The organism is Streptomyces sp. NPDC053513 (assembly GCF_044544765.1).
GTDB lineage: Bacteria > Actinomycetota > Actinomycetes > Streptomycetales > Streptomycetaceae > Streptomyces > Streptomyces litmocidini.
The window spans coordinates 231,800-251,637 of record NZ_JBITXP010000003.1 but is presented as its reverse complement, the minus strand read 5'-3'; the positions used below and the strand labels follow the sequence as shown (position 1 = coordinate 251,637).

19 protein-coding genes are annotated in these 19,838 nt (G+C 75.1%); 12 read left to right on the top strand and 7 right to left on the bottom strand.

Features of this window, described 5'->3' with window-relative positions; genetic code table 11:
* Nucleotides 1-367: 367 nt before the first annotated feature.
* From ACIGW4_RS06840 to ACIGW4_RS06825, 4 genes are all read left to right on the top strand, one after another.
* Nucleotides 368-862: a DUF6643 family protein gene (locus ACIGW4_RS06840; RefSeq protein WP_123458615.1), complete on the top strand. Its 495-nt coding sequence runs from the start codon at nucleotides 368-370 to the stop codon at nucleotides 860-862.
* A gap of 54 nt (nucleotides 863-916) precedes the next feature.
* Nucleotides 917-1,741 carry an MOSC domain-containing protein gene (locus tag ACIGW4_RS06835; RefSeq protein WP_399578870.1) on the top strand — a complete coding sequence of 275 codons (825 nt, stop codon included), beginning with the start codon at nucleotides 917-919 and terminating at the stop codon, nucleotides 1,739-1,741.
* Nucleotides 1,742-1,858: 117 nt separating this feature from the next.
* Nucleotides 1,859-2,467 (top strand): hypothetical protein, encoded by a 609-nt coding sequence (locus ACIGW4_RS06830; protein WP_399578869.1) that lies wholly within the window; start codon nucleotides 1,859-1,861, stop codon nucleotides 2,465-2,467.
* Nucleotides 2,468-2,736: 269 nt separating this feature from the next.
* Nucleotides 2,737-5,160 carry a right-handed parallel beta-helix repeat-containing protein gene (locus ACIGW4_RS06825; protein WP_399578867.1) on the top strand — a complete coding sequence of 808 codons (2,424 nt, stop codon included), beginning with the start codon at nucleotides 2,737-2,739 and terminating at the stop codon, nucleotides 5,158-5,160.
* Here the strand turns inward: ACIGW4_RS06825 and ACIGW4_RS06820 are convergent.
* Nucleotides 5,130-7,538 carry a hypothetical protein gene (locus ACIGW4_RS06820; RefSeq protein WP_398710953.1) on the bottom strand — a complete coding sequence of 803 codons (2,409 nt, stop codon included), beginning with the start codon at nucleotides 7,536-7,538 and terminating at the stop codon, nucleotides 5,130-5,132. The genes ACIGW4_RS06825 and ACIGW4_RS06820 overlap by 31 nt on opposite strands.
* Nucleotides 7,539-7,672: 134 nt before the next feature.
* Between ACIGW4_RS06820 and ACIGW4_RS06815 the strand changes: the two genes are divergently transcribed.
* From ACIGW4_RS06815 to ACIGW4_RS06805, 3 genes are all read left to right on the top strand, one after another.
* Nucleotides 7,673-8,500, top strand: coding sequence for a DeoR/GlpR family DNA-binding transcription regulator (locus tag ACIGW4_RS06815; RefSeq protein ID WP_185094889.1), 828 nt, complete (start codon nucleotides 7,673-7,675; stop codon nucleotides 8,498-8,500).
* Nucleotides 8,497-8,937 (top strand): SRPBCC family protein, encoded by a 441-nt coding sequence (locus tag ACIGW4_RS06810; protein ID WP_398710954.1) that lies wholly within the window; start codon nucleotides 8,497-8,499, stop codon nucleotides 8,935-8,937. Before ACIGW4_RS06815 ends, ACIGW4_RS06810 begins: the two co-directional genes overlap by 4 nt.
* Before the next feature lie 679 nt (nucleotides 8,938-9,616).
* Nucleotides 9,617-10,135, top strand: coding sequence for an SRPBCC family protein (locus tag ACIGW4_RS06805; RefSeq protein ID WP_123458621.1), 519 nt, complete (start codon nucleotides 9,617-9,619; stop codon nucleotides 10,133-10,135).
* On the opposite strand, the gene ACIGW4_RS06800 is transcribed toward ACIGW4_RS06805, so the two are convergent.
* Nucleotides 10,077-11,201: a PLP-dependent cysteine synthase family protein gene (locus ACIGW4_RS06800; RefSeq protein WP_123458622.1), complete on the bottom strand. Its 1,125-nt coding sequence runs from the start codon at nucleotides 11,199-11,201 to the stop codon at nucleotides 10,077-10,079. The genes ACIGW4_RS06805 and ACIGW4_RS06800 overlap by 59 nt on opposite strands.
* 187 nt (nucleotides 11,202-11,388) lie before the next feature.
* Here ACIGW4_RS06800 and ACIGW4_RS06795 point away from each other — a divergent pair, with 187 nt between their 5' ends.
* Together ACIGW4_RS06795 and ACIGW4_RS06790 are read left to right on the top strand one after the other, a co-directional pair.
* Nucleotides 11,389-11,688 (top strand): hypothetical protein, encoded by a 300-nt coding sequence (locus ACIGW4_RS06795; RefSeq protein WP_123458623.1) that lies wholly within the window; start codon nucleotides 11,389-11,391, stop codon nucleotides 11,686-11,688.
* 173 nt (nucleotides 11,689-11,861) lie between these two features.
* Nucleotides 11,862-12,473 (top strand): ATP-binding protein, encoded by a 612-nt coding sequence (locus ACIGW4_RS06790; RefSeq protein WP_185094890.1) that lies wholly within the window; start codon nucleotides 11,862-11,864, stop codon nucleotides 12,471-12,473.
* 18 nt (nucleotides 12,474-12,491) lie between these two features.
* Here ACIGW4_RS06790 and ACIGW4_RS06785 read toward each other — a convergent pair whose 3' ends face one another.
* From ACIGW4_RS06785 to ACIGW4_RS06775, 3 genes are read right to left on the bottom strand one after another with little or no spacing between them, the layout of a single operon-like run.
* On the bottom strand, nucleotides 12,492-15,050 hold the full coding sequence (locus ACIGW4_RS06785; RefSeq protein ID WP_399578864.1) for an FtsX-like permease family protein: 2,559 nt from the start codon (nucleotides 15,048-15,050) through the stop codon (nucleotides 12,492-12,494).
* Nucleotides 15,047-15,817: an ABC transporter ATP-binding protein gene (locus ACIGW4_RS06780; protein WP_399578862.1), complete on the bottom strand. Its 771-nt coding sequence runs from the start codon at nucleotides 15,815-15,817 to the stop codon at nucleotides 15,047-15,049. Before ACIGW4_RS06780 ends, ACIGW4_RS06785 begins: the two co-directional genes overlap by 4 nt.
* Complete coding sequence (locus ACIGW4_RS06775; protein ID WP_399578861.1) at nucleotides 15,814-16,092, bottom strand: SHOCT domain-containing protein; 279 nt, start codon at nucleotides 16,090-16,092, stop codon at nucleotides 15,814-15,816. Before ACIGW4_RS06775 ends, ACIGW4_RS06780 begins: the two co-directional genes overlap by 4 nt.
* A 158-nt stretch (nucleotides 16,093-16,250) precedes the next feature.
* Between ACIGW4_RS06775 and ACIGW4_RS06770 the strand changes: the two genes are divergently transcribed.
* Nucleotides 16,251-16,826, top strand: a complete 576-nt coding sequence (locus ACIGW4_RS06770; protein ID WP_123458627.1) for a TetR/AcrR family transcriptional regulator — start codon at nucleotides 16,251-16,253, stop codon at nucleotides 16,824-16,826.
* A gap of 39 nt (nucleotides 16,827-16,865) precedes the next feature.
* Entirely contained in the window at nucleotides 16,866-17,450 is a 585-nt protein-coding gene (locus ACIGW4_RS06765) for a DUF4865 family protein (RefSeq protein ID WP_398710959.1), read from the top strand.
* 19 nt (nucleotides 17,451-17,469) lie between these two features.
* Here the strand turns inward: ACIGW4_RS06765 and ACIGW4_RS06760 are convergent, their stop codons facing one another.
* The gene (locus tag ACIGW4_RS06760; protein ID WP_359589451.1) at nucleotides 17,470-18,240 is read right to left on the bottom strand and encodes a class I SAM-dependent methyltransferase; all 771 of its coding nucleotides are present in this window, start codon (nucleotides 18,238-18,240) and stop codon (nucleotides 17,470-17,472) included.
* 78 nt (nucleotides 18,241-18,318) lie between these two features.
* Here ACIGW4_RS06760 and ACIGW4_RS06755 point away from each other — a divergent pair, with 78 nt between their 5' ends.
* On the top strand, nucleotides 18,319-18,810 hold the full coding sequence (locus ACIGW4_RS06755; RefSeq protein ID WP_398710960.1) for an SRPBCC family protein: 492 nt from the start codon (nucleotides 18,319-18,321) through the stop codon (nucleotides 18,808-18,810).
* Nucleotides 18,811-18,883: 73 nt separating this feature from the next.
* Here the strand turns inward: ACIGW4_RS06755 and ACIGW4_RS06750 are convergent, their stop codons facing one another.
* Nucleotides 18,884-19,798, bottom strand: coding sequence for an LLM class flavin-dependent oxidoreductase (locus tag ACIGW4_RS06750; RefSeq protein ID WP_359589453.1), 915 nt, complete (start codon nucleotides 19,796-19,798; stop codon nucleotides 18,884-18,886).
* Nucleotides 19,799-19,838: the final 40 nt, after the last annotated feature.

Below are 19,838 nucleotides of genomic sequence, written 5' to 3'. Positions count from 1 at the left end.
CGGGCCCGTCCACCGGCCGCGGACCGCGGCGCCGACCGGGCCGTCGGCGCCGGTCCCGGTCGCGTGGACGGCCCGGGGCCCCGGCCGTGACGCACGCCGGCGGAACGGCCGCGGGAATCCGCGGGACGCCCACGCGCAGTTACGGTCGGTAATAGCTCGATAATCCTGAGTTTCAGGCGCCCCGGATCGAAAGTCCACCGCCCGGGTCGGCGTTGACGGATGTCCCTCGACCGAAGGAAAAAGCCCCCTCCGTTAACGCAGCCTTTAACAACGTTTCGGCAGGTCAGGCCGACAAAAACAACGTAAAACGGATGACCCGAAGATAGGGTCTCCCCAACCGGCACATCGTGGGCTTAACTTATGTGCCATGACCTCCCCCCGCTCCACCTATGGAGGCGGTTACCACACCGCGCCGTCCTTCCCGGACACCCCGATCTACGACTCCCTGGTCGCGGAGCGGGGCACGCCTCAGATCGCCCCGATCCGAGTGCCCGCCGCCTACGACACCGGCAGCAGCTTCTCCGGAAGCGGTTCCCACCTGCCGGCGCTCCCCGCGGCACTGCCCGCCCTCCCGGCGGCGCCCAGCCCGCAGCCGGCCCCGGCCTACGGCGGCGGTTACGGCTACCCGCAGCCCTCGCCGCAGATGGCCCCCGTCCCGCTGCAGCACGCCCCGGCCCCGTACATCCCGCAGCAGGCGGCGGCCCCGCGCGGCTACCCGGGCGGTCAGTACCCGCAGCAGCCCCGCCCGGCCGCCGCCGGGTACGAGGCGATGCGTCCGGCGGCCCCCCGGCCCGCGCCGGTCCCGGCCCCCGCGCCGTACGACGACCCGTACAACCGTCCCTACCAGGGCGGGGGTTACTGACAGGCTCCGCACAACGCCCGACGTGGAGGACGGGGCGGCTGGCAGGATGGGGACATGTCCACTCCTGTGCTCCGCTCCGTCCACGTCCACCCGGTGAAAGCCATGCGCGCGCTGGCCCGCACGGAGGCCGAGGTCCAGCCCTGGGGGCTGGCCCGGGACCGCCGCTGGGCCGTCGTCGACTCCGCGAACAAGGTCGTGACCCAGCGCCGTCACCCCCGGATGGCCCTGGCCACGGCCGAGCCGCTGCCGGACGGCGGGGTCTCCCTGTCCGCTCCCGGTCGGCCGACGCTGGTGGTCGAGGTCCCGCACCCCTCGACCACCCTCACGATGGAGATCTTCGACAAGCCCGTGGAGGCGGTCCCGGCCGACCCCGCCGCGGCCGCCTGGCTCTCGGAGTACCTGGAGAGCGACGTGCGGCTCGTCCACATGGACGCGCCCGAGCACCGTCGTCCGGTCGACCCGGACTACGCCCTGCCCGGCGAGACCGTGAGCTTCGCGGACGGCTATCCGCTGCTCGTCACCACCACCGCCTCGCTCGACGCCCTCAACTCCCTGATAGCCCAGGGCGACCACGCCGACGAGGGCCCTCTGCCGATGAACCGGTTCCGGCCGAACCTGGTGGTCGAGGGCACCGCCCCCTGGGCGGAGGACGGCTGGAAGCGGCTCGCCGTCGGAGAGGTCACCTTCCGGGTCGCCCGGCCCTGCGGACGCTGCGTCGTCACCACGACGGACCAGATCACCGCCGAGCGGGGCAAGGAGCCGCTGCGGACGCTCGCCCGGCACCGCACGAGCGACGGCCGGGTCGTCTTCGGCCAGAACCTCGTCCCCGAGCACACCGGCACCGTCCGGGTCGGCGACGCCGTGAAGATCCTGGACTGAGGCCCCTGGGCCGCGCGCCCCGGTTCACCGGTCCGGCAGGCGGGGAACCCGCCCCGGGGGCACACTCGTTGGAGGAAGGGTGAACAGCGAGGCGTTGTACAACCAGGGGGTCCAGACGTGCGTGCAGCCACCGGACTCTGGCGCTGGCGACACAATCCCCTGCGCCGGACCACCGATCTCGTCGAGGCGTGGATCGCCCTCGTGGCGATCGTCCTGCTCTGTACCGCGGTGCCGCTGACCGGCTGGGCGGCCGGCACCTCCGCGTACGGCTCGCTGTCGCGCGCGGCCCGTGCGCAGCAGGCGCAGCGGCTGCCGACGACGGCGCAGGTGGTGCGGCTCGCCCACGGCACCGCGAGCGGTCCCCGATCCGTCGAGACCGCCGGGGAGGAGCGGCTGCGGCGCTCGGTGGTGGCCCGCTGGACCGCGCCGGACGGCTCGGTCCGCACGGGGACGGTGATGGCCGCCCGGCAGCACTCCGCGCCAGGCGCCGCCTTCCGGCTCTGGACGGACCGGGAGGGGCGCCCGGCGGCGCCGCCGATGCAGCTGGGGACGGCGCGCGCGCACGCGGTCGTCGCCGGACTGACGGCCGCTCTCCTCGCCGGGTCGCTGGTGGAGCTCGTCCGCCGTCTCGCCGTCCGCAGACTGGTGCTGCGGCGGTACGCGCGCCTCGACCGCGCGTGGGCGGCGGCGGGCCCCGACTGGGGCCGTACGGGCACGGGAAGCTGACAGCGGCGGGCGACCGTCACCGGCCGACCCGCCCGTCCCGGCCGGTCCGCGTGCCCCGGCCGACCCCTGCCGTCCCGCGCGCGTCGCGTTCGGGTTCGACCGCTCCGCGACCGAGCCCGACCGGTCCGGACCGGCGGTGACGCGTGTCCGGCGGCGGTCGGCCTCCCGTGCGCACGCGGGTCGTCGACCCGTCAACCCGGCGGCGCCGCGCGCGCTACGGTGGGGCATCGGATCAGCGGCGAGGCATGAGGCGGGGGCAGGACACACCCATGGCACAGGGCACGGTCCAGGTGACGCACACCGGCACATCGCGGTGGCGGCGCCGCACGGGTGAGTACCCCTCCCTCGCCGCCGCCCTGGAGGCCGCGGGCGACGGGGACGTCCTCACCGTCGCGCCCGGCACCTACCGGGAGAACCTCGTGGTCCGGCGGGCCGTCACCCTGCGCGGCCCCGAGGGCGGGATCGGCTCGGTGCGGATCGCGCCGCCGGACGGGGTGCCGCTGACCCTGCGCGCCTCCGTCACCGTGCAGGACCTGCACATCGAGGGGCAGGACGTGGCCGCGCCCGCGCTGCTCGTCGAGGACGGCACGCCCGAGCTGCTCGACCTGCGGATCATGACCCGCTCGGCCGCCGGGATCGAGGTGCGGGGCGCCGCCCGGCCGACGGTCCGCCGCTGCACGGTCGACAACCCGGCCGGGGTCGGCATCGCCGTGCTCGACGGCGCCGGCGGGGTCTTCGAGGAGTGCGAGGTGGTCTCCGCCGGGCAGGCCGGGGTCTCGGTGCGCGGCGGAGCGCACCCGCGCCTCGAACGCTGCCGGGTGCACCACTCCTCCGGCGCGGGGATCGCCGTGACCGGCGAGGGCAGCGGCCTGGAGGGCGTCGGCTGCGAGGTGTACGAGATCAAGGGCGCCGGTCTGCAGATCGCGGCCCGCGCCACCGCCCACCTCACCGACTCCTCGGTGCACCGCACCTCGGCGGACGGCATCACGCTGGACACGGACGCCGTGCTCACGCTCTCGGACTGCGACATCCACGACGTGCCGGAGAACGCGGTGGACCTGCGCTCGCGTTCGGTCCTGACGCTGACCCGGTCGACCGTCCGCCGCTTCGGGCGCAACGGCCTGTCGGTGTGGGACCCGGGGACGCGGGTGGACGCCAACCAGTGCGAGATCCACGACAGCACGGGCGACTACCCGGCGGTGTGGGTGAGCGACGGGGCGACCGCCGTCCTCGACGCCTGCCGGGTGCACGACGTGCCGGACGCGCTGTTCGTCCTCGACCGGGGCTCGCGCGTGGACGTCGTCGACAGCGATCTGACGCAGGTGCGGAACACGGCGGTGTCGGTGAGCGACGGCGCCACCGCGCAGCTCGACGACTGCCGGATCCGGGAGGCGTCCACGGGCGCCTGGTTCCGGGACCACGGCAGCGGCGGCACCCTCGGCGGCTGCACGATCGACTCCGTGCAGACCGGGGTCATCGTCACCAAGGGCGCCGACCCCACGATCGACCGGTGTGTGGTCACCTCGCCCGCCGAGGCCGGTTTCTACGTCTCGGCGGAGGGCCGCGGCTCCTTCCACGGCTGCCGGGTGACGGGCAGCGGCGGATACGGCTTCCACGTCACGGACGGCTGCCGGACGATCCTGCGCAGGTGCCGCACGGAGCGCTGCGCGCGCGGCGGTTACGAGTTCCCCGAGGAGGGCGCGAGCGCGGAGGACTGCACCAGCGACGAGAGCGCGGTCCGCTCCTCCGTGCCCGACGGCGGCACGGTCCTGACGGTCGCGCAGTCGGCGGGGCTGCTCGGCACGGTGCCCGCGCCGCGCACCCCGGCGGCCCCGGCGGCCCCGGCGGTCCCGCCGGCCGCGCCGGAGCCCGCTCCGGAGGCCCGCTCCTCGCAGGACGTGCTCGGCGAACTGGACGCCCTGGTGGGCCTGGAGAGCGTCAAGCTGGAGGTGCGGACCCTCACCAACATGATCGAGGTGGGGCGCAGGCGTCAGGAGGCGGGCCTCAAGGCGGCCTCGGTCCGCCGGCACCTGGTCTTCACCGGCAACCCGGGCACGGGCAAGACCACGGTGGCCCGGCTGTACGGCGAGATCCTCGCCTCGCTCGGGGTCCTGGAGCGCGGCCACCTGGTGGAGGTCTCCCGGGTGGACCTCGTCGGCGAGCACATCGGCTCGACGGCGATCCGCACCCAGGAGGCCTTCGACCGGGCGCGCGGCGGCGTCCTCTTCGTCGACGAGGCGTACGCGCTGTCGCCGGAGGACTCCGGACGGGACTTCGGCCGCGAGGCGATCGACACGCTGGTGAAGCTGATGGAGGACCACCGGGACGCGGTGGTGGTCATCGTCGCCGGGTACACGGCGGAGATGGAGCGCTTCCTCACCGTCAACCCCGGTGTGGCCTCCCGTTTCTCCCGGACCATCACCTTCGGCGACTACACGCCGGAGGAGCTGCTGCGGATCGTCGGCCAGCAGGCGGACGAGCACGAGTACCGGCTGGCGCCGGGCACGGACGAGGCGCTGCTCGCGTACTTCGAGAAGCTCCCCAAGGGCCCGGCGTTCGGCAACGGCCGCACGGCGCGGGGGACCTTCGAGTCGATGGTGGAGCGGCACGCGGGCCGGGTCGCCGCGCTCGCCGAGGCGAGCACGGACGACCTGACCCTGCTCTACCCGGAGGACATCCCCGACATCCCCTGATCCAGGGGCGGTTGCTCCAGGGGCGATTCGGTCCGCTGGAGGGGGAAGGCCGGCGGCAGCCGGTCGAGGAGTCCGGAGCGGCACCGGGCGAACGCCGGGTCGGCCTGGTAGTCGGAGTGGCCGAGGATCGGTTCGGGCAGCGGATGCCGGCGGGTGCGGCCGTACGCCACGGGGTCGAGCAGCACCGCCGCGTCCACGGCCGGACGGCCGTCCTCGGCGGGGACCCTGACGGGGCCGCCGATGGGGTCGGTGGCGCGGTACAGGTTGCTCCAGCAGTGCACCGTACGGTTCAGGGCGCGCAGCGCCTCGGGGCCGAAGTAGGCGGGGAACCAGCGGCCGTAGAGCCGTTCCAGCGGGGAGCCGTAGGTGAGCAGGGCGACCCGGCTCCGGGTGGCGGGCTGCAGTTGCCAGACGGCGGCCGCGGCGAGGACGCTGCCCTGGGAGTGCCCGGAGATGACGAGCCGGCCGCCGGTGCTCCGGGTCCAGGAGCTCATCCGCCAGGTGAGGTCGGGGACCGCGCGCTCGGCGTAGCAGGGCGGGGCGAAGGGATGGGCGGCGCGGGGCCAGAAGGTGCCGACGTCCCAGAGGATGCCGATGGTGCGGCGGGCGGAGGCGTCCTTGTAGGCGCGGCGGCCCCAGGTGACGAAGAGCAGGAAGCCGAAGCCGATCATCCAGGAGCCGAGGGCCTGGGTGACGGAGGCGAGGGAGGCGATCGCCGGGTGGGCCCCGTCGAAGGCCCGGCCCGGCACGTTGCCGCTGGCCCAGGCTCCGGCGACGGAGGCGGCCCCCAGGAGCAGGGTCGCGCCGGAGACGACGCCGACGAGGACGGGCGCGGAGTCGGTGAGCGAGGCGCGGGCCCGGCCGGCCGCGATCTGTCCCGTACGCACCGGGTCGCGTTCGCCGGCGGCGGCGTAGTCGGCCTCGACGGCGGAGCGCAGGCGTCGGGCGTCGAGGACGGTCCGTACGGCGAGGAGGGCGGCGGGGGCGAGGAGCAGCAGGAGCAGGACGGGGATCACCGAGGCCTGCCAGCTGAGGAGGACCGGCGGGCCGATCCTGGGGCCGCGGTCGCCCATGCCGGGGGTGGCCGGGCCGTCGAGCCAGTCGGCGACCCGCTGCGCCACTCCCCCGGACATGACCCCGGCGAGCGCGCAGGCCAGCATGGCGACCGCCGGCCCGCCGAGTCCGCGCAGCGCGGTGCGGGGGTCCCGGCGGGGCCGCTGGAGGAGCAGGGCGACGACGCCGAGGGCGACGACGAGACCGCCCTGGACGAGGGTGAGGGCGCCGAAGACGGCGTCGCCGGGGAGGGTGCCGGAGGAGGTCCAGCCGGGGCGGGACCAGCCGGCGTACACCGCGGTGAGCGCGAGGAGGGCCAGGGAGGCGGCGGGCAGCCAGGAGACGAGGGCCCGTTCGACGCGCAGGTCGAGCCGGCTCTCGCTGCGGCCGCGCCGGCAGACGACCCCGACCACGACGGCGGCGAGGACGGCGACGGCGGTCTGGAGGACCCAGCCGAGGACGGTGCGGAGGCCGTGGGCGCCGGCGTCGTGGCGGGCGGCGGCCGTGACGAGGGCGGCGGCGACGGTGAGGAACCCGGCGGCGGTGTGGGCGGCCCGGAGGCGGGCGACGAGCCGGCGGCCGTACCAGAAGCCGGGGCGGCCGAGCGCGGGACGGAGCTCGACGGGGCCGTCGGGCTCGGCGGCGTCCGCCGCCTCCGTGTCGGCCCCGGGCTCCGCGACGGGGGCGTCGTATCCGGTGGGCGGGCGCTGTGCCTCGTACGCGCTCCAGGTCCGGTTGGAGAGGTACCAGAGCAGCCCGACGAGGGCGGTCGGCACGAGCGCGGCGAGGGCGAGACGGCGGCCCGGAAGGGACCACCAGCCGCCGCGCCCGGCGGAGAGGAAACCGAGCCAGGAGTACCGGTCGGTGCAGGCCGTGGTGGCGGCGCACTGCCAGGCCGTCAGGTCGAGCGCCACCTCGCAGGCGGCGGCCGTGAGCAGGACGGTGAGGGTGAGGGCGACGAGCCGGACGACGACCCCGTAGAGCCGGACGAGCGCCGGCCTGCCCTCGGCGGGCGGCCGCATCCAGTGCGCCAGGTTGGCCACCATGAAGGGCAGGAGCAGCAGCCACAGGGCGCGGGTGCCGTCGCCGGAGGTCAGATTGGACCAGCAGTACGCCTCCGGGACGGGACGCGCCGCGTACCGCTCGGGGTGTTCCTCGGCGTCGAGGTCCTCGCTCCGCCGGTACACGGCGGCGGTCCGGTCGCCGGTGACCCGTACGGTCCTGGGGTCGTCGAGCATCGATTCGGGGGTGGCTCCGCCGACTCCGTGGACGAGGAGTTCGAGCGCCGCGCCCCCGCTCTCCGGAGCGGGTGTGGCAGGGGACACTGAGGGGGCTTCCTCTCAGAGTGGGAAGATGCGACGTCGGCAACAGGATCGCGGAAGGCCGTGCGACCGCGCACGGTTCCTCACCGAATCCGACACTCATCCCCTTGTCTCCTGCGGAAGGACCGGCCCCGACGGTGACTGACAACCAGAACCTCCTCGCGGAGCAGCGGCGCGCCCTGATCCTCGACGAGGTACGGCGGCGTGGCGGCGTACGGGTGAACGAACTGACCCGCCGTCTGAACGTCTCGGACATGACGATCCGCCGCGACCTGGACGCGCTGGCCCGGCAGGGCATGGTCGCCAAGGTGCACGGCGGGGCCGTTCCGGTGGTCGAGGCGAGCACCCACGAGCCGGGCTTCGAGGCCAAGTCGGTGCTCGAACCGAGCGCCAAGGACGAGATCGCCCGGACGGCGGCGGCGCTGGTCTCGCCGGGTACGGCGATCGCCCTGTCCGGCGGGACGACGACCTACGCGCTGGCCCGGCACCTGCTCGACGTGCCGGACCTGACGGTGGTCACCAACTCCGTGCGGGTCGCCGACGTGTTCCACGAGGCGCAGCAGACCGGCGGCGGGGGCGAGACGCGGCGCGGGGCGGCGACCGTCGTCCTGACCGGCGGGGTCCGCACGCCGTCCGACGCGCTGGTGGGGCCGGTGGCGGACCGGGCGGTCCGCTCCCTCCACTTCGACCTGCTCTTCCTCGGTGTGCACGGCGTGTCGGTGGAGGCCGGGCTCTCCACGCCGAACCTGGCGGAGGCCGAGACCAACCGGTGCCTGATGCGCTCGGCGCGCCGGGTCGTGGTGGTCGCCGACCACACCAAGTGGGGCACGGTGGGCCTCAGTTCCTTCGCCGCCCTCGACGAGGTCGACACCTGGGTGACGGACAGCGGTCTGCCCGCGGGGGTACGGGCCGAGGTGACGGAGTACGTCCCGGGCCTCGTGGTGCCGGGCGAGGAACGGGAGTGAGCCTCTTCCGGGTCGAGCGGACGGTGCGGCGGTCGCCGGAGGAGGTGTGGCGGCGGCTGACGGACTGGCCGGCGCACGGCCGCCGGGTGCCGCTGACCCGGACGAGGGTGCTGACGCCGGGACCGTACGGGGTGGGCACCCGGTTCGTCGCCCGCACGGGCGTCGGCCGGCTGTCCTTCGACGACCCGATGGAGGTCGTGCGCTGGGAACCCCCGACGGCCGACCGCCCCGGCGTCTGCCGCCTGGAGAAGTCCGGGCGGGTGGTGCGGGGCTGGGCGGTCATCGAGGTGACGGCCACGGAGGGCGGGGGGTGCCGGGTGCTGTGGACGGAGGAACTTTCGGTACGGGGCGTGCCGACCGCCTTCGATCCGGTGCTGGCCCGAGCGGGGCGGGCCGTGTTCGGCCGAGCGGTGGAGGGCCTGCTCCGGGGGCCGTGACGCCACGCCCGCCGGGCGGTGCCCCGCCGTCATGGGCACACCCGCTGCGCGCTGCGCCCGCTGGTGCGGCGCCCACCCCCGTCGCGGGCCGCGCCCACCGGTGCGGCGCCCCGCCGTTGTGGGCTACGCCCGCCGGGCGGTGCCCGCCCCCGCGCTCCGTCGCGGGCTGCGCCCGCCGGGGCGGCGCCCACCCCGTTGTGGGCAGTCGTTCCGCTGGGGCGGAACGGGTGGGCACAACGGACCCGCGCCCTGCCGGCGCCCGAGGCTGTTGCGCCTGGACCCGCACCACGTGTGCACCGCCGCTGTCGGTGCGGGTCCAGGCGCGGAACGCGGAGGCGCCGCTGAAGGGCGCCGTCCCGTGTGCCCACCCGTCCCGCCCCAGCGGGACGATTGCCCACACGGCGGGTGGGCGGGAGCACCGCCCCGCAGGGCGGGCGCCCACACAGGCAGGGGCACCGCCCCGCAGGGCGCGGGCCCGCACGGGCAGGAGGAAGCCGCCCAGGCAGGCGCGGGCGCGGCCCGCACGGGCAGGACGGGGGCGCCGTCCCGCAGAGCTCGGCCCCACACGGGTGGGGGCGCCGCCCCTCAGGGTGCGGGTCCCGCTTGGTGGCCCCCTGGGATACTGATGGCGCGTCAGCTATCGTGCTGGGTCCGTCCATGACCCGCCCCGGGAGGCCCCATGGCACGCCGCCTGCGCCCGGTGGAGCTCGGCTTCACCGCCTCCGCCCCCGTCCGCCTGGTCTTCACCGCGACCCTCGCCGCGCCGCCCCCGACCGTCTACCGCTCGGTGGCCGTGGAGGTGGGGAGCCTGCCGTCGTGGTTCACGGCCGTCACCTCCGCCGTCCCGACCGGCGACGGCGCGGGCCGGACCGTGCGGCTGCGCGGCGGGATCGCCTTCGACGAGACGGTCCTGGCCGCCGAACCCGACCTCCGCTACGCCTACCGCGTGGACGCGACGAACGCACCCGGTGTGACGGCCATGGCGGAGGAGTGGGCCCTCTCCCCCGCCGGCACGGGCACCCGGCTGCGCTGGACCATGGCCGCCGACGGCGCCGCCCCGTTCCGGCTCGCCCTGCGGCTCGCGGCACCGGGCGTGGGGCTCTCCTTCCGGGACGCGGCGCGCCGCCTGGACCGGCGGCTCACTCCGGCCAGGCCCCCGTCGCCAGGAACCGCTCGATGGCGGCGGAGTACGGGGTGATGTCCAGTCCCTGGGCGGCCAGCCAGTCGTCGGAGTAGTACTTGTCGAGGTATCGCTCGCCCGGGTCGCAGATGAGGGTGACGACGCTGCCGGTGCGGTCGTGGGCGACCATCTCGGCGATGATCTTGAAGGCGCTCCACAGGCCGGTGCCGGTGGAGCCGCCCGCCTTGCGGCCGATCGCGGTCTCCAGGGCGCGGACGGCGGCGACGCTCGCCGCGTCGGGCACCTTCATCATGCGGTCGACGGCGCCGGGCACGAAGCTGGGCTCCATGCGGGGGCGGCCGATGCCCTCGATGCGCGAGCCGCAGTCGGCGGTGGCGTTCGGGTCGTGGTGCGTCCAGCCGTCGAAGAAGCAGGAGTTCTCGGGATCGGCGACGCAGATCCGGGTGTCGTGCTGCATGTAGTGGACGTAGCGGGCGATGGTGGCCGAGGTGCCGCCGGTGCCGGCGGTGGCGACGATCCAGGCGGGCTCCGGATACCGCTCCAGCTTCAGCTGCTGGTACATCGACTCGGCGATGTTGTTGTTGCCGCGCCAGTCGGTGGCCCGCTCCGCGTAGGTGAACTGGTCCATGTAGTGGCCGCCGGTGCGCTCGGCGAGGGCGGCGGCCTCCTCGTACATCGTGCGCGAGTCGTCGACGAAGTGGCACCGCCCGCCGTGGAACTCGATGAGCCGGCACTTCTCGGGGCTGGTCGTGCGGGGCATGACGGCGATGAAGGGGACGCCGATGAGCTTCGCGAAGTACGCCTCGGAGACGGCGGTCGAGCCGCTGGAGGCCTCGATGACGGGCTTGCCGGGGCGGATCCAGCCGTTGCAGAGGCCGTAGAGGAAGAGGGAGCGGGCGAGGCGGTGCTTGAGGCTGCCGGTGGGGTGGGTCGACTCGTCCTTGAGGTAGAGGTCGATGCCCCACTTCTCGGGGAGGGGGAAGCGCAGCAGATGGGTGTCGGCGGAGCGGTTGGCGTCGGCCTGGACCTTGCGCACGGCCTCCTTCAGCCAGGACCGGTACGCCGGGTCGCTGCGGTCGACGTCGACCGTGACCGCGGCCGCACTCTCGTGGGTGGTGCTCATCCGTCCCTCTATTCGTGTGTCGCCTCAGGGGTCTCCCCCTGCCGACAATACCGCTCTCACCTGGGCAAACGTTCCCTTTGACGTTCCATAGGCCTGCCTTGTGGACGGCCTTCGGGAGCGCTACTGGTGCGCGCGGCGACGGCCCGGCACACTGGGTACGGCAACCGGGTGAAAGGGGCGGATCGGCATGGCAGAGCCCGAGTTCAGCGCCAGGGGCGTACGGATCGCGCGCTGGCCGCGCTCGTTGACGCGCGCGGGCGAGGTGCGGATCGAGGACGGTCGTCTCGCGCTCCTGACGAGTTACGGCAGCGAGATCGACAGCGCGCCGGTCTCGAAGGTGCGGGCGGGACGGCCGTGGTTCGCGAAGGCGGACGAGACGGTGGCGACCGTGAACGGCACGCGGTACCGGCTGACGCTGCGGGACGGCGAGGCGGAGGCGCCGGAGCGGTTCCTCGACGCGCTCGAACGGGCCGCGCGACGGGCCTGAGCTGCGGAGGCTCGCGGCGAGTTGCGGGGCGGTCACGGCTGGTCCAGGCTGGAATCCACCTCACTGAGGGTTCAGCGGTGGTGACGCTGCGATCAGGTCGCCGCCCCCTTCTGTACCGCAGAGACAGATCCGAATCTTCGTCTTCTTCCGGACCACTTCGGGGAGTCGCAGCCGTGATCAGCGAGCCGAGCAGGTACTACGCGGTGGAGCTTCAGGCCCTGCCGTCGCGGATCGGACAGGTCCGCCGCATCATCTCCGCGCACCTTCGACATTGGCAGCTGGACGCCCTGGTGGACCAGGCCGTCCTCGGTCTGACCGAGCTGCTGACGAACGTGCACCGCCACGCCCAGCCGGACAAGGGGTGCAAGGTCGAGATCGAGCTGCTGCTCGACCGGCTCACCGTCTCGGTCCGGGACCACGATCCCCGCCTGCCCGAGGTCCGGCGTCCGGACGCGCTCGACGCGTTCGGGACGCTCGGCCCGGTGGACGACCTCGACGCGCTCGCCACCTCCGGCCGGGGGCTCGGCATCGTCGGGGCGGTCAGCGAGAGCTGGGGCGTCCGTCCGTGCGGCGCCGACGGCAAGGTCGTGTGGTTCACCCTCACCGCGCCGGCCCTCGGCGACCCCGTCGACGAGTGCGCGCGGGCCGTGTACGAGGCCGCGACCGAGGGCCTGTTCGCGGGCGTCGGGTACAGCCGGCTCCCCGGCATGCCCCTCAGCACCCCGGCCGAACCGGTGCCGGCGCCGTCGCTGGCCCGCCCGGTCCTGGCGGGCCGAGCGGGCTGACGGATCCCCTCCCTCCCGTCACTCGGTGGCGATCGCCCGGAGGATCTCCAGGCGGGCCGCCCGGCGGGCCGGGCGCCAGGCCGCCACCGCTCCCGCAACCAGCCCGGCCAGGGCCACGGCCGCGAGCCGTACGGCCGGTACGGCGAACGCCAGGGCGCTGTCGCCCGAGCCGGCCGAGGCGCGGACGAGGACCCAGCCGAGGAAGCCGCCGAGCACGAGCCCGCCGACCGTCCCGAAGGCGGCGACCAGGACGGACTCCCAGCGGACCACGGTCCGCAGCTGGGCCCGGGTCTGCCCGACGGCCCGCAACAGGCCGAGTTCGCGCGTCCGTTCGTGGACGGAGAGGGTCAGCGTGTTCGCGATGCCGAGCAGCGCGATCAGGACGGCGAGCGCGAGGAGCGCGTAGACGAGGGTGAGCATCATGTCGATGCCGCCCGCCGAGGCCTCCGCGTACTCCTCGCGGGTCTGCACCTCCGGGTGCCCGTACCGGTCGGCGACCTCGGTCACGGCGGCCTTGCCCTCCTCGGTGCCGACACCCTCCTCGAACGAGACGGCGACCAGCCGGTCGGCGTCCTGGGCGCGGTGTGGGGCCCAGGCCTCCCGGGTGACGAGGTAGTCGCCGGCGAGGTCGGAGCGCTCGTAGACCGCGCGGACCGTGAAGGTGTGCCTGCTGCCGTCGGTGAACGTCAGCTCGGCGGTCCGGCCGGGCGCGAGACCGGAGGCGGCGGCCTCGTCGGCGGCGACGGCGAGCCCGTCCGTACCGAGGCCGGCGAGGGAGCCCCGCACCTCCCCCAGGTCGAGCGTCCGGGCGAGCGCGGCCGGGTCGGTGACCGTGAGCGCGCGGCCCCGGCCGTCCACCTCCGCGACGCCGCGTCCCAGGCCCACGGCGGTGTCGACCTCGGGCAGCGCGGCGACGGCCGGGGCGAGGCGGGGGCTGAGCCCGCTGCCGCCCGCGCCGAACGAGGGCGTGCCGACGGCCACGTCCCCGGCGAAGGAACGGTCGACCGTGCGGTCCATGGTCGCCTTGAGGGAGGCGCCGAAGACGGTGAAGAGGGTGACGACGGCGACCCCGATCATCAGGGCGGCGGCGGTCGCGGCCGTACGGCCCGGGCTGCGCAGGGCGTTGCGGCGGGCGAGGCGGTGGTTGACCCCGCGCAGCGGGCGGCCGAGCACCCGTACGGCGAGCGTGGCGGCGACCGGTCCGAGGACCACGAACGCGGCGACGGCGAGCGCGGCGCCGATGGCGGCGAGCCACAGCGACGGGGTGCCGAGGACGCCGGCGAGGACCGTGCCCACGGCGGTGGCGAGCAGGGCGCCGCCGGTGAGCGCGCGGCGGCGGGAGGTGCCCGAACCGTCCGCGTCCGTCTCGCGGAGCGCGGCGAGCGGGGCGGTGCGCCCGGCCCGTACGGCCGGCAGGAGCGCCGAACCGGCGCAGACCGCGAGCCCGACGCCGAGCGGCAGGAGGAGGGAGGTGCCGGTCACGACGAGGTCGCCCCCGGGGAAGGGGAAGCCGATCGCGGGGAACAGCGCCTGGAGTCCGGCGGCCACGCCGATCCCGGCGAGGAGCCCGGCGAGGGAGGCGAGCAGTCCGACGGTGAGCGCCTCGGCGAGGGTGCCGGTGACGATCTGGCGGCGGGCGGCGCCGATGGCGCGGAGGAGGGCGTTCTCGCGGGTCCGCTGGGCGACGAGGACCGCGAACGTGTTGTGGATGGTGAAGACGGAGACGAGGACCGCGACCCCGCTGAACACGAGCAGGAAGGTGGTGAAGAGGTCGAGGAAGCGGCCGGAGACCATCTCGGTGTTCTCCTCGGCGGCCCGCTGTCCGGTGATCGCCTCGACGCCGTCGGGCAGGGCGGGCGTCAGCGCGGCGACCAGCTCCTCCTGGGAGACGCCGGGCCCGGCGCGGACGGCGATGCTCGTCGCCTCCCCGGGGCGCGCCGTCAGGTGCTTCTCGGCGTCGGCGCGGGTGAGGCCGGTCCAGGTGACCTGGCCCATGCCGTCCGCGCCGCCGAAGGTGACCAGGCCGACGACGGTGACCTTCACCGGGTCGGGGGTGCGCAGGACCGTGGTGTCGCCGACGGCGAGACCGGCCGTCTTCGCGGCTCCCCGGTTGACGACGGCCTCGCCGGGTGCGCTCGGCTCGCGGCCTTCCGCGAGGCGGTACGGGTTGAGGGCGGGGTCCTCGATCCAGTTGCCCGCGAGGGTGGGCGGGCCCTTGCCGCCGACGGGGGTGCCGTCGGCGGCGAGGAGCTGGCCCGCGCCCTCGATCCGGGGCGCGGCGGCGGCGACCCCGGGGACCCGGGCGAGGCGCTCGGCGAGGGCCGCGTCGACGGGGCCGCGGGTGCCCTGGGCCTCGCCGGCGGCGGTCACGGTGACGGAGCTGCGGACGACGGCGTCGGTGCCCCGGGTGGCGCTGGTGAACATCGAGTCGAAGCTCGCGCGGAGGGTGTCGCCCATGACGAGGGTGCCGGTGAGGAAGGCGACGCCGAGGAGGACGGCGGCGAAGGTGCCGAGGAAGCGGCGCCGGTGGGCGCGGAGCGAGGCCCGGGCGAGCCGGAGGGTGGCGGGGGTGTTCACGGCGCACCTCCGGGGACCGTCGTGGCGCCCGTGTCGAAGGCCTTCATGCGGTCGAGGACGCGGTCGGCCGTGGGACCGGTCATGCGGTCGACGAGGCGGCCGTCCGCGAGGAAGATCACCTCGTCGGCGTGGGCCGCGGCGACGGGGTCGTGGGTGACCATGACGACCGTACGGCCGGTGTCGCGGACCGTACGGCCGAGCAGGCGGAGGACCTCCTCGCCGGAGCGCGAGTCGAGGTTGCCGGTGGGTTCGTCGGCGAAGACGACGTCGGGGTCGCCGGCGAAGGCCCGGGCGACGGCGACGCGTTGCTGCTGTCCGCCGGAGAGTTCGCCCGGCCGGTGGTGGAGGCGGACGCGCAGGCCGACGGTGTCGACGAGCCGGTCGAACCGGTCGCGGTCGACGGCGTGGCCCGCGAGGTCGAGCGGGAGGGTGATGTTCTCGGCGACGGTGAGGGTCGGCAGCAGGTTGAAGGCCTGGAAGACGAAGCCGATCCGGTCGCGGCGCAGCAGGGTCAGGCGCCGGTCGTCGAGGGTGGACAGGTCGGTGTCGCCGACGAGGGCGGCGCCGGAGGTGAGGGTGTCGAGTCCGGCGGCGCAGTGCATCAGGGTGGACTTGCCGGAGCCGGAGGGGCCCATGACGGCGGTGAAGCGGCCGGCGGGGAAGTCGACGCTCACTCCGTCGAGGGCCCTGACCTCGGTGTCGCCGCGCCCGTACACCTTGACGGCTTCGACGACCCGGGCGGCGGGGAGCGGGGCGGGGGCGGTCATGTCCGGCGCCCCTTGGGGTCCGCGGCGCGGCCGAACTGTTCCTCCAGGACGGTCAGGCGCCGCCAGTACTCGTCCTCGTCGATCTCCCCGGCCGCGAAGCGGTGGCCGAGCAGGGCGATGGGCGAGCGCTCGTCGGGCCCGGAGTCGCGCCACGGGCGGCCTTGGCGCCATCCGGCGCGGCGGGCGACGGTGACGATCCCGACGACGACGGCGGCCCAGACGAGGGGGAAGAAGAGGATCCACGGGCCGGGGCCCGCGTGGGCGAGTGTGTTCATGGGGGTTCAGCTCCTCGGTGGTCTCTCGTGGTCTGCGGCTTCGGTTCGAGACTCGCTCCGGGAGGGGGTCCGGGGCGTCGTACGGGCAGCGGCTCCTGGTGTACGACGCCGGGAGTACGCCGCCCCGCGGGCACTGCTTCCTTTCTGTACCTACTGGTATGTACAGTGCCGTCATGAGCATGAGCACCCCGGAGCGGCTGATCGAGGCGACCCGCGAACTGCTGTGGGAACGCGGCTACGTCGGCACCAGCCCCAAGGCCGTCCAGCAGGCGGCGGGAGCGGGCCAGGGCAGCATGTACCACCACTTCGCCGGCAAGCAGGACCTGGCGCTCGCGGCCATCCGGCGCTCGGCCGAGGAACTGGGCGCGGCGGCCGAGGCGGTCCTCGGCGGCGGGGGTTCGGCGTACGCCCGCATCGAGGCGTACCTGCGGCGCGAGCGCGACGTCCTGCGCGGCTGCCCGGTGGGCCGGCTGACCATGGACCCGGAGGTCGTCGCGGACCCGGAGCTGCGCGCGCCGGTCGAGGAGGTGCTCGGCCGGGTGCGCGGCCGGATCGCCGAGGTCGTCCAGGAGGGCGTGGACAGCGGCGAGTTGAGCGGCTCCCTCGATCCGGCCGAGATCGCGGCGACGGTCCTCGCGACCGTACAGGGCGGGTACGTGCTGGCCCGCGCGACCGGTTCGCGCGCTCCGTTCGACACCGCCGTACGCGGACTGCTCGCCCTGCTCGCCGCCTGACCGCCCCCCACCCGGCCCCGGAGAATCGGAGACCTTCCCGTGCACGCGCTGCAGTACGAGATCACCCTGCCCGCCGACTACGACATGGAGATCGTCCGCGAACGGGTGGCGACCAGGGGCCATCTGCTCGACGCCTTCCCCGGACTCGGCCTGAAGGCGTATCTGGTCCGGGAGCGGGAGGCCGGGTCGCCCGTGAACCAGTACGCGCCGTTCTACCTCTGGGACACCCCCGAGGGCATGAATTCCTTCCTCTGGGGCCCCGGTTTCCAGGGCATCGTGAACGACTTCGGCCGGCCGGTGGTGCAGCACTGGGCGGGTCTGTCGTACGAGGAGGGGCCGGCGGCCGCGGCGGCGCCGGGCTCCGCGACGCGGCGGAGGACCCCGCTCGGGGAGGGCGTCCCGCCGGGCGAGGCCGTGGCGGAGGCGGTGGCCCGGCACGCGCGCGAGGCGCGGCGGGACGGGGTGGTGGCCTCCGCCCTGGCGGTGGACCCGCGCCACTGGGAACTGCTCGCGTTCACCCTGTGGGAGGGCCCGGAGGCGCCCGCCGACGAGGGCGAGCGCTTCCAGGTGCTGCACCTGTCGGCACCGGGTCGTGCGGGGCTCGCCCGCGGACGGCAGTGGTGAGCCGGGGCCCCGGTGGTCCTCAGGCCGCGGCGACGAGGGTGAGGTAGGCGATGCCGAGGACGTTCCGGTAGCCGTTCAGCCAGCCGGAACGCTGCCGGTCGACGCGCTCGCGCGTCTCGGCGGCGAGCGGGTGGTCGGGGTGGGCGGCGAGCCAGACCTCGGTGTCGTACCGGTAGCCGGACTCGAACTCCTCCCACTCCTCCGCGCTCGCCGTCTCGATCCACGCGGGCCGGAACCCCGCCTCGACGGCGAGGTCGACGAGGGCGCCGAGGGAGAAGTGGTCGTCGAGGCTCGCGCCGGGCCACATCCCGGCGAGCTCCGCCCCGGTCGGCGTGCGCTCCCAGAAGCCCTCGCCGAGCACGACCCGCCCGCCGGGCCGGACGAGCCGGCGCAGCTCGCGCAGGACGGCGGCCGGGTCGTACGGCAGCTCGGGGTCGCAGAGCGCCTGGCTGGACCCGAGGCAGAGGACCGCGTCGACGGGTCCCCGGTCGGTGCCGAGCGCCGACTCCTCGACGAAGGCGACGCGGTCGGCGAGCCCGCGCCGCTCGGCGAGCGCCCGGCCGCGGGCCAGGTCCTCGGCGTTGATGTCGATCCCGACCCCCTCGGCGGCGGGGGCCGCCTCCAGGACGCGCAGGAGCAACTCGCCCCAGCCGCAGCCGATGTCGAGCACGTCGGCGGGGCCGGCGGCGGCGAGCCGCTCGATCATGCGGGTGGCGCGGGCCTCGGAGAGGGGGCCGTGGAAGGTGAGGCTGCCGAGGCGCGGAGGGAGCTCGGAGTCGGAAGTGATCATGACGGGGAACAGTACGTCGCCCCGGCTCCTCCGCCCACCGGTTTTCCGACGGCGCCCCCGCGCCCTAGCCTGGGAGGCGTGTACACCACGCGCGTGTCCCGCCACATCGCCGCCCCGGCATCGGTCGTCTACCGGTCGCTCCTCGATCCGGAGGCCGTCGCGCGCTGGCGGGTTCCGTACGGGATGACCTGCGAGGTGCACGCCTTCGAGGCGCGCGAAGGGGGCGCCTTCCGGGTGTCGCTGCGGTACGGGTCGCCCGACGGCGCCGGGAAGTCGGGGTCCCGTACGGACACGTACCACGGCACCTTCCTGGAGCTCGTGCCGTACGAGAAGGTGGTCGAGAGCATCGAGTTCGAGACGCCGGACCCCTCGCTGCGGGGGACGATGATCCTCACGACGACGCTGACGGAGATCGAGGGCGGGACCGAGCTCCGGCTCGTCCACGAGGGGGTGCCGGACGCGGTGCCGCCCGCCGAGAACGAGACCGGCACCCGCATGGCACTCGCCCGTCTCGCCGCACTGGTGGAGGGGCGGCCCGATCCCGGGGGTGAGGTCGGCCCCCGGGGGTGAGGTCGACCCCCAAAAGTGAGGTCGCCCCCCGGGGGTGGGCCCTGCTTCCGGAAGGTGCCCCTCCCCCGCCGCGTCAGCCGCGTTCCTTGGCGAGTGCCTCGCGCACGGCGGGGACGATCTCGCCGCCCCAGCGGGCGAGCGCGTCGACGTCCTGGGCGCCGCCGCCCGGCGAGAAGAGGACGAAGCCCGAGGCGTCGTGCTCCAGCACGGCTCCGGTCAGCTCCTCCACCCACTGCTCCGCGGAGCCGCCGATCCAGCGTCCTTCCCCGTCGCGGGTGGCGGCCAGCGGCCGCTCGGTGATGCGTCCCGGGAGGTTGTAGACCGTCCGGATCTCGCTCGGGTCGCGTCCCACGGAGGCCGCGGCCTCGTCGATGACCGGCCGCGAGGTCCGGTACCGCTCGCTCAGCCAGTCCGCGGCGTGGCCGGGGATCCAGCCGTCCGCGACCCGGCCCGTCGCGGCCAGGGACTTGGGGCCGTTGGAGCCGGTCCAGACGGGCGGGGCGGCGACGGGCGTCGTCTCCAGCTCGCGCACCCGGTAGTGACGGCCCTGGTGGGTCACCGGCGGGCCGCCGCCGGACAGCTTCTTGATCAGGACGATGGCCTCCTCGAACGCCTCGACGGCCTCGCCCGGGGAGAGCTTCGGGACTCCCATGTCCGCGATGCGGTCCCACAGGCCGCCGGCGCCCATGCCGAGCACGACGCGGCCGCCGCTGAGCGCCGACAGCGTGGTGACCGTCCGCGCGAGCATCGGGGCCGGCCGGGTGGGCAGGTTGGTGACGTTGGCGAAGCCCGCGATGTGCCGCGTACGGCCGAGGAGGAAGCCGAGGGAGGCGTACGCGTCCAGGCGGGCGCCGAGGTACGGATGGTCCGAGAGCGAGAAGAGGTCGAGCCCGTCGGCGTCGGCCCGCTCGACGCGGCGCAGCAGCTCGGGGCCGTCCTCGAACCCGCTGTGCGCTCCGAAGCCGAAGACCACCTGTCGTACGGTCACTGTCCCGTCCTTCCCCCATGGCATGCCGGGGGGCACCTTC